The 7,963-nt window shown below is 72.4% G+C and carries 8 protein-coding genes and 1 pseudogene; 5 read left to right on the top strand and 4 right to left on the bottom strand.

The window, feature by feature from the left end:
• The 3 genes from E1281_RS34280 to E1281_RS34290 form a co-directional block, all read right to left on the bottom strand.
• Positions 1-326: ATP-binding cassette domain-containing protein (locus E1281_RS34280; RefSeq protein WP_131883871.1), on the bottom strand; the 326-nt coding region annotated here is incomplete at its 3' end.
• On the bottom strand, positions 323-1,369 hold the full coding sequence (locus tag E1281_RS34285) for a peptidoglycan-binding protein (protein WP_131883872.1): 1,047 nt from the start codon (positions 1,367-1,369) through the stop codon (positions 323-325). The genes E1281_RS34280 and E1281_RS34285, both read right to left, overlap by 4 nt.
• A complete protein-coding gene (locus tag E1281_RS34290) occupies positions 1,366-1,863 on the bottom strand; it encodes a hypothetical protein (RefSeq protein WP_131883873.1) in 498 nt (165 codons plus the stop codon). Before E1281_RS34290 ends, E1281_RS34285 begins: the two co-directional genes overlap by 4 nt.
• A gap of 181 nt (positions 1,864-2,044) precedes the next feature.
• Between E1281_RS34290 and E1281_RS34295 the strand changes: the two genes are divergently transcribed.
• From E1281_RS34295 to E1281_RS34310, 4 genes are all read left to right on the top strand, one after another.
• On the top strand, positions 2,045-2,947 hold the full coding sequence (locus E1281_RS34295) for a superoxide dismutase (protein WP_131883876.1): 903 nt from the start codon (positions 2,045-2,047) through the stop codon (positions 2,945-2,947).
• A gap of 73 nt (positions 2,948-3,020) precedes the next feature.
• Positions 3,021-3,836: a hypothetical protein gene (locus E1281_RS34300; protein ID WP_131883874.1), complete on the top strand. Its 816-nt coding sequence runs from the start codon at positions 3,021-3,023 to the stop codon at positions 3,834-3,836.
• A 43-nt stretch (positions 3,837-3,879) separates the two neighbouring features.
• Complete coding sequence (locus E1281_RS34305) at positions 3,880-4,542, top strand: response regulator transcription factor (protein ID WP_131883875.1); 663 nt, start codon at positions 3,880-3,882, stop codon at positions 4,540-4,542.
• The gene (locus E1281_RS34310; protein ID WP_243717700.1) at positions 4,539-5,768 is read left to right on the top strand and encodes a HAMP domain-containing sensor histidine kinase; all 1,230 of its coding nucleotides are present in this window, start codon (positions 4,539-4,541) and stop codon (positions 5,766-5,768) included. Before E1281_RS34305 ends, E1281_RS34310 begins: the two co-directional genes overlap by 4 nt.
• A gap of 23 nt (positions 5,769-5,791) precedes the next feature.
• On the opposite strand, the gene E1281_RS34315 is transcribed toward E1281_RS34310, so the two are convergent.
• On the bottom strand, positions 5,792-7,591 hold the full coding sequence (locus tag E1281_RS34315; RefSeq protein ID WP_243717701.1) for an AMP-binding protein: 1,800 nt from the start codon (positions 7,589-7,591) through the stop codon (positions 5,792-5,794).
• Between the two features lie 225 nt (positions 7,592-7,816).
• Between E1281_RS34315 and E1281_RS34320 the strand changes: the two are divergent.
• Positions 7,817-7,963: pseudogene (locus E1281_RS34320) on the top strand (acetyl-CoA C-acyltransferase); the annotation flags it as partial.

Consider the following 7,963-nt stretch of genomic DNA (forward strand, 5'->3'; position numbering starts at 1 on the left):
CTGTACAGGAGCCCATCGGCCACGTTGTCGAGAGCGCTCACTCCCGCGGCCAGGTGAAACTGCTGGAACACGAACCCGACGTACCGCGCCCTCAGCGCCGACAGCTCCCGGTCGCTCAGCTCCGAGACCTCATGCCCGGCGACCTTCACGCTCCCCCTGGTCGGACGATCGAGCGTCCCGACCATGTGCAGCAGCGTCGACTTCCCGGACCCCGACGGCCCGACGATGGCGACCATCTCCCCCGACGCGATCACCAGATCGACCCCCCTGAGCGCCACAACGCCGGTGTACTCCTTGGTCACCCGGCCCAACTCGACGGTGTTCATCCGGCCGACACCCCGACCTTCAGCCCCTCACGCAGCCCGTCCCCGCCGACCTCGACACGACCGCCGCCGAACGACCCGACATCCACCGGGAGGAGCCGCCGCCGCTCACCCTCCACGACCTCGACCCCGAAGCCGCCCTCGCGCAGCGCGAGCAGCGCCTCCACGGGCACCGAGAGGACGTCCTTCTTCCGCTCGCTCTCCAACTCGACGCTGACGGGTGCCTCGTCCAGCCGCCCCGGCCCGGCGTCACCGAGCGAGATCTCGACATCGACCGTGGTCTTCTCGTCCGGCCCCGACCCTGTGCTCTCCGCGACCCTGGCGACCGAGGTGATCTTCCCCCGGACCGTCGTCCCACCGGGAAGCAGCACCGAGACCTCCGCACCTTTCCGCGCGAGATCCTGCTTGTCCGCCTCAAGATCCACGTGGACGACCCGCCGCGTCCCGGCGACCGTCAGAACCGGCTGCCCTTCCGCCACCCGCTTCCCCTCGGGCGCCTCGACATCACGCACGAGCACGGCCCCGCCCAGGAAGACGACCTGATCCGGCTCGACCTTCCCGGTCGCCTCCAGCCCCCGGTCGTCCTGCCACTTCCCGACCGCGGCCTCGGTCGCCCCGGTGAACTCCCGGTCGACCGTCATGCCGCCATACCCGAGCGCCCGCAGGTTCCGTTCGAGCTGCCGCACGTCCGCGCCCGAATCCCCGCTCTGGAGCGTGCGGTACATGGGACTACCGCCGTACATCAGCGTGACCGGCTTCCCGGCGACCCTGAGCAGCGCCTCGCCGCGCTTGACCGTCGATCCCTGCCGCGGCGCCCACGTCACAACACCCGACGCCCCCGTCCACACCTGCCGGACACCGTCATAGGTGAGCTTCCCGTCCACCGTCTCGGTGTCCACGAGATCACCCCGGCTCACCTCGGCCGTGGCCAACCGCGCCTCCCGCACGGCCTCCGCCGCACCGCCGTCCGCCGTCCAGGCCAGCACGCCTCCCCCGCCGACCACCACCAGCACGGCGACGCCGCCCACGACCACGAGCCGCCTCATCGCCCGGCCCCGGGCAGTTCGAGCCTGCATTTCTCCCGGGCCTTCTCCACCGCCTTCTGGTCGATGTCCCCGGTCGGAACCTTGAGCTCCCCGTCCGGCCCCGGGTCGGGCATGTTCACCCCGTGCTCGCGCATGCACTGCGCGAAATCGACGTACTCGTCACGCACCTTCGGGTCCTTCAGGTCGGGTATCCGCCCGCCCGCCTGGAGCCACGACTGGCACTTCTCCAGCGCCGCTTCCAGCTTCTTCCGGTCGGTCCCGCTTCCCAGCCGCTCCGCGTCCCCGCTGCCCGGATCGGGGACGTCCACCCCGTTCTCCCGCATGCACTGCGCGAACTTCAGCTGCGCGTCCTCCGGCGACAACGACTCACCGGCCGACGCCGACGCACTCCCTCCGGCACCGGCCACCCCGCTCCCGCCGCCGTCGTCCCCGCACCCGGCAAGCCCGAGGACGACCGGCACCACAGCCACCGCGGCCCAAACTCGAAACCCCATGACGAACCTCCCCGCCGAGGACACCCGCCCCAGCGAGAAGCCACACAACCCACCGAGGGGTTAAACCCGCATTAGCCACGCCTCTCAAGGGCCGCGCCGCGCGGACGCTCGGCCGGCGGCGGCATGGGGCGTGTTGTGTTGGGTCTGGTGTGCGGGCTGGGGGTGAGGGACGTTGGTGGGCATGTGGTCTCGATTGATTGTTCCTGCGTTGGCGGTCGGCCTCCTTGTGCCCGGGGGCTCGGCGCACGGCGGCACCGGGCACGGGCGGCCGGTGGATCGGATGGGGTTGCCGGACGGGTTCCAGCCGGAGGGGATCGCGACCGGGCCGGGGCCGGTGGCGTTCTTCGGGTCGCGGGCCACCGGGGCCATCTATCGCGCCGATCTGCGTACCGGGAAGGGGAAGGTCATCAGCGCGGGGCCCGGTACGCCTTCGCTCGGTATGAAGACGCGGGGGCACAGGCTCTTCGTCGCCGGTGGGACGGGCGGGGACGCGCGGGTCGTGGATACCCGCAGCGGGCGTGTTCTGACGTCGTACGCGCTGACCAGGAAGCCTTCGTTCGTGAATGACGTCGTCCTCACGCGGAGCGGCGCCTGGTTCACCGATTCGACCAATCCGGTGCTGTATCGGGTCCCGATCGATGGTCGGGGGCGGGCGAAGACCCTGGCCTTGAGCGGGGACATCGAGTTCGGGGACGGCATCAACGCGAACGGCATCGTGGCCCTGCCGGGCGGGCGGTCGCTTCTGGTGGTCCAGTCCAACACCGGGAAGCTGTTCAAGGTCGATGCCGGGAGCGGGGTCGCCGAGGAGGTCGACCTGCGCGGTGAGTCGCTGGCCAACGGCGACGGGCTGCTGCTGGAGGGGCGGACGCTCTATACGGTGCAGAACCGCCTCAATGTCGTCGCCGTGGTCAGGCTGAACGGGCACGCTACGGAGGGACGGGTCGTCGAGCGGCTGACCGATCCGCGGTTCGACGTCCCGACGACCGTCGCGCGGTTCGGGCCGACGCTGTACCTGCCGAATGCCCGGTTCAACACACCTCCCACCCCGAGTACGCATTATGACGCCATCGGGATTCATCGATAGCTGACAAAGACAGCGGGCGAACTGTGTGCTGAGGCGGAAATACCGAACGTGCCCGTTCGGCGATAATCCGTTCGTGCCCACCCATACCGGACCGTCGCTGAACGAGGAATTCCGGTTGGCCCAGGCCCTCGAGGCGCGGCGGCCGGACGCGGTCGGCCGTGTCTACAACGTGTACGGGCCCGAGTTGATCGAGTACGCCGAGGAACTGCTCGGCGACCGCGACCGGGCGGTCGAGGCCGTCCGGAGCGCACTGCTTGCGCTGCGGGACGAGGGCGCGGACCCGGAGACCTTCCGGGACCGGCTGTACGAACTGGTGGACGACGAGTGTCGGGAGCCGCCGGTGCGGCTGAACCGGTGGCTCGTGGCCACCGGGATCGCGGCCGGGGCGGTGCTGACCACGGGGATGCTCGCGCTGTTCGAGTCGACGGACAGGGACGGGACGGTCCCGGCCGCCGTGCCGCCGCCGTCGCTCTCCACGCCCGCGACGCCGAGCCCCACGCCGACGCCGTCCCGGGAGGAGAAGGAGGAGAAGAGGGCGGCTGCGCCGGATCCCGAGCCCGGGGAGACGCCCGCGGCGGACGAATCCGGGCGGTTGTCGGTCGATGCCGGGGCCTGCCGGGGGGTGCGGGCACTCGGGTTGCCGGTGCGGTGCAGCATCCGGCTGACGGCCACGGGCGGCGCGGTGAAGTGGTCGGTGGCGTCGGTCCGGTCGCGGGACGCACGGATCAGCGCGGACGGCGGCGGCCGGCTCGCGGAAGGGCGTTCGACGTCGGTGCCGGTGACGGTGCGTCCGAGGGTGCTGTGCTTCGTGGACGGCAGCGGCAGCGGGACGGTCTCGTTCGCGCCGGGCGGCAGCGCGACCGTCACCTACACCTGCTGGGAGCGTTGACGCCTTACCGGCGTTTAACCTCCCGCCGGTCATCCTCGGGTTCATGCGTGTACTTATCGTCGAGGACGAGCATGTGCTGGCGGACACGATCGCCGAGGGCCTCCGCGAGGAGGCGATGGCCGTCGACGTGGTGTACGACGGCCATGAGGCCCTGGAGCTGGCCTCGTACAACGAGTACGACGTGGTGGTCCTCGACCGGGATCTGCCGACCGTGCACGGTGACGAGGTCTGCCGTGAGCTGGTGGGGCAGCGGAGTCCGGGCCGGATCCTGATGCTGACCGCCGCCGGGGACGTCGAGGACCGGGTGGTCGGCCTGTCCCTGGGCGCCGACGACTACCTGCCGAAGCCGTTCGTGTTCAGTGAGCTGGTGGCGAGGGTGCGGGCGCTGGCGCGCAGGGCGGGGCGCTCGGTGCCGCCGGTGCTGGAGTGTCGCGGGATCCGGCTGGATCCCCATCGGCACAGGGTCGCGCGGGACGGCCGGGAGCTCCGGCTGACGAAGAAGGAGTTCGCCGTGCTGGAGGAGCTGCTCCGGGCGGAGGGCGGCGTGGTGAGCGCCGAGCGGCTGCTGGAACGGGCGTGGGACGAGAACATCGACCCGTTCAGCAACATCGTCCGCGTCACGATGGCGACGCTGCGCCGCAAGCTCGGGCGGCCCGCGGTGATCGAGACGGTGACGGGTTCCGGGTACCGGCTGGAGGCGCGATGAGAGGGCTGCCGGTCCTGAGCGTGCGGACGCGGCTGACGCTGGTGTACGGGTCGCTGTTCCTCGTCACCTCGGCCGTCCTGGTCTCGGTGACGTACCTGCTGACCGTGCGAACGATGGATCAGCGCTTCACGAGACCCGCTGACCACCTGGACCCCGCGCTGGTCTCGCGGCTGCAGAGTCTGGCGTCGGAGGGGGGCTTGTCCTCGGGGGACGGGGTGGAACAGCTCATGGCGCTGAGGCAGGAGGCCGACCGGCGGCTCGCCCAGGAGAAGCGCGACGTGCTGGAGCAGCTGCTGCAGAGTTCGCTGCTGCTGATGCTGGTCGTCGGAGTCCTCGCCGTGGTGATCGGGTATGTGGTGGCGGGGCGGATGCTGCGCCCGCTGCACCGGGTGACCGCGACGGCGCGGCGGCTGTCGGAGAGCAACCTGCACGAGCGGATCGCGCTCGACGGCCCGCAGGACGAGATCAAGGACCTGGCCGACACCTTCGACCGGATGCTGGACCGGCTGAACCGGGCGTTCGACAGTCAGCGCCGGTTCGTCGCGAACGCCTCGCACGAGCTGCGCACGCCGCTGACGATCAATCGGACCGTTCTGGAGGTGGCCATCGCCAGCCGCAGGAACCCGCCGGAGACCAAGGCACTCGCGGACGTCCTGCTCGGCAGCACCGCCCGCCACGAGCGGCTGATCGACGGCCTGCTGACGCTCGCGCGGTCCGAGCGGGATCTGGGTGCACGGGCGGACACCCCCCTGCCGGAGGTGATCCGCAGTGCCCTCGACCACCTCGATGACCAGGCGTCCGCGGCGGAGGTGGACGTCGAGGCGACGCTCGCGCCCGCCGTCGTGACCGGGGATCCGGTGCTGCTGGAGCGCTGCGCGGTGAACCTGCTGGAGAACGCCGTGAAGTACAACGTACGGGAGGGGCGTGTGCAGGTGCGCAGCGGTGTCGAGGACGGCGCGGCGTTCCTGCAGGTCGCCAACACCGGGCGGCCCGTCCCCTCCTACGAGGTCGAGTCGCTCTTCGAGCCGTTCCGGCGACTGCGCGGCGATCGGACGGGGTCCGAGGACGGCGCGGGCCTCGGCCTGTCGATCGTCCGGGCGGTGGTGGACGCGCACGGCGGCACGATCGAGACCGTGCCGCGGCCGGAGGGCGGCCTGTCCATCACCGTCCGGCTGCCGCTCGCCGAGGCATCCGCGCCCGCCGCCCTGACGGCCGGCCCGGCCTGACCCGGCTGCCCGAGCCGACCCGCCTAGCCCGCCCGGCCGGCCTGCTCCGCGCCCAGGGGCGGCCAGTCGACGCGCCCCTCGGGCCGCGGGCGGCCGGGGTGTGCGGTGAGCCAGCGGTGCACGACCTTCCCGGTGGCGTTGCGGGGCAGCTCGGCGATGAAGTGCACGTCTCGCGGCACCGCGTACCGGGCGACGTGCTCGTGCACGTACGCGCGGACGGCGGCGGCCTCCAGCCGGGCGCCCGGCCGCAGGACGACGTAGGCGGCGAGCCGCTGCCCCCACGCGTCGTCGGGGACGCCGACGACCGCGACCTCGCCGACCTCCGGGAGCCGCAGCAGGGCGTCCTCCACGTCGCGCGGGACGACGTTCTCTCCCCCCGACACGACGAGTCCGTCGCTGCGGCCGTCGACGAACAGCAGCCCGCGGTGGTCGATGTGGCCGAGGTCGCCGGTGGCGAGGAGCCCGTCGCGGACCTCCATCGGCTCGCCGCCGGTGTAGCCCTCGAAGAGCAGCTCGTTGGCGGCGAAGATCTGCCCGATCGTGGAGCGGCCGACCTTGCGGCCGCGGTCGTCGCGGATCTCCAGCGTGGTGTTGCGCGGCGGCCGCCCGGCGGTGCGCGGGTCGATCCGCAGGTCGCGCGGGACGGCGATGGACACCCAGGACGCCTCGGTGGAGCCGTAGACGTTGTAGAGCCGGTCGCCGAACGCGTCCATGAACCGGGTGGCGAGGTCGCCGGGCAGCGCGGCGCCGCTGATCGCCGCGATCCGCAGCGAGGACGTGTCGTGGACGGCGCGGACCCCGGGGGCCAGTTCGAGGATCCGCTGGAGCATCACCGGGACGGCGAACACCGTGGTCTCGCGGTGGGAGGCGATGGCGCGCAGTGTCTGCTCGGAATCGAACCGGCGGTGCAGGACGACGGTGGCCCGCAGCGCCCACGCCATCTGGAGCGCGGCGTAGCCCCAGGTGTGGAACAGCGGCGCCTCGACGATCATCGTCTGCCGGGCGCGGAGCGGGACCCGGGAGGTCATCGAGGCGAGCGGCCACAGGCCGGGCCTTGGCGGGCGGCGGGCGCCCTTCGGGCGGCCGGTGGTGCCCGAGCTGAGCATGATCGTCCGGCCCTGGACCTGCGGCGGCCCCGCGCCGGCGCCGGACGCGGACACCGAGCCGATGATCTCCTCGATGCTCAGACCCCGCTCCGTGGGAGGGGGCGCGGGGGCGCTGCGCGGCGTAAGGGCCGGCGCGTCGGCGAGGACGGGCGCGGACAGCGGCGTCCCGACCGGCGCGCCGGGGCGCCGGTCGGCCCACAGGACGGTGCGGCGCAGCGCGATCGGCAGGCTCCGCAGCAGCGGCGCGAACTCGGCGTCCGCGACGATCAGGGCGGGGCGCAGCTCGGCGAGCACGGCGCTGATCTGGCCCGTTCCGAACCCCGTGTTGAGCAGGACGACCTCGGCGCCGCGCCGGCTGCACGCGACGAGCGTCTCGACCATGCCGCGGTGGTTGCGGCACAGCACCCCGACGCGCGGGCGGGGGCCCTGCAGCGGCAGCCCGGCGGCGAGCCGCGCGGCGCGCTCGTCGAGTTCGGCGAACGTGAGGGCGCCCTCGTCGTCGATCAGGGCGGTCCGGGACGGGGAGCGGGCGGCGGCCCCGGCGACCAGCCCGGCGAGCGTGGTGCCCCAGCGGCGCAGCGTGCCGATCTGCCGGACCATGCCGCGCGGGCCGCCGGCGAACAGCAGCCCGGTGCGCAGCAGGAGCGCGGTGAGGTCGCGGATGTGCCCGATCCGGCGGCGTACCCCGGGCCGGTATGCGGGCCTCGCATGCGTCACCGTGCCCTCCTCCGGTGATTTCGAGCCACGGTACCCACCCGTCACGGACCGAACAAGGTCGCCCGAGGGCCATACCTCCCGTCAGTGGTTACTGACGAGTAGCATTTGTGGTTACCAGCGAGTAGCATCACTCTCGCGGGGCACTCAAGCCGCCGGAGACAGGCAGGGGCGGCACGAGGCCCGGCATTCACCCGACTCGAGCCCCATCCCAGGGAGGACGACCTCGTGCCTCGCACCGCACGCGACGTCGTGTTCGTCGACGGCGTCCGCACGCCGTTCGGCAAGGCCGGCCCCAAGGGCCTGTACGCGGACACCCGCGCCGACGACCTGGTCGTCCGCGCGATCCGCGAGCTGATGCGCCGCAACCCGTCC

Origin of the sequence: Actinomadura sp. KC345 (genome assembly GCF_004348515.1) — a bacterium.
GTDB lineage: Bacteria > Actinomycetota > Actinomycetes > Streptosporangiales > Streptosporangiaceae > Spirillospora.

What these genes read in the sequence shown, in the direction of transcription:
- E1281_RS34285 (WP_131883872.1), bottom strand. Translation starts at nt 1,369, where the DNA reads ATGAGGCGGCTCGTGGTCGTGGGCGGCGTCGCCGTGCTGGTGGTGGTC.
- E1281_RS34290 (WP_131883873.1), bottom strand. Translation starts at nt 1,863, where the DNA reads ATGGGGTTTCGAGTTTGGGCCGCGGTGGCTGTGGTGCCGGTCGTCCTC.
- E1281_RS34295 (WP_131883876.1), top strand. Translation starts at nt 2,045, where the DNA reads ATGTGGTCTCGATTGATTGTTCCTGCGTTGGCGGTCGGCCTCCTTGTG.
- E1281_RS34305 (WP_131883875.1), top strand. Translation starts at nt 3,880, where the DNA reads ATGCGTGTACTTATCGTCGAGGACGAGCATGTGCTGGCGGACACGATC.
- E1281_RS34310 (WP_243717700.1), top strand. Translation starts at nt 4,539, where the DNA reads ATGAGAGGGCTGCCGGTCCTGAGCGTGCGGACGCGGCTGACGCTGGTG.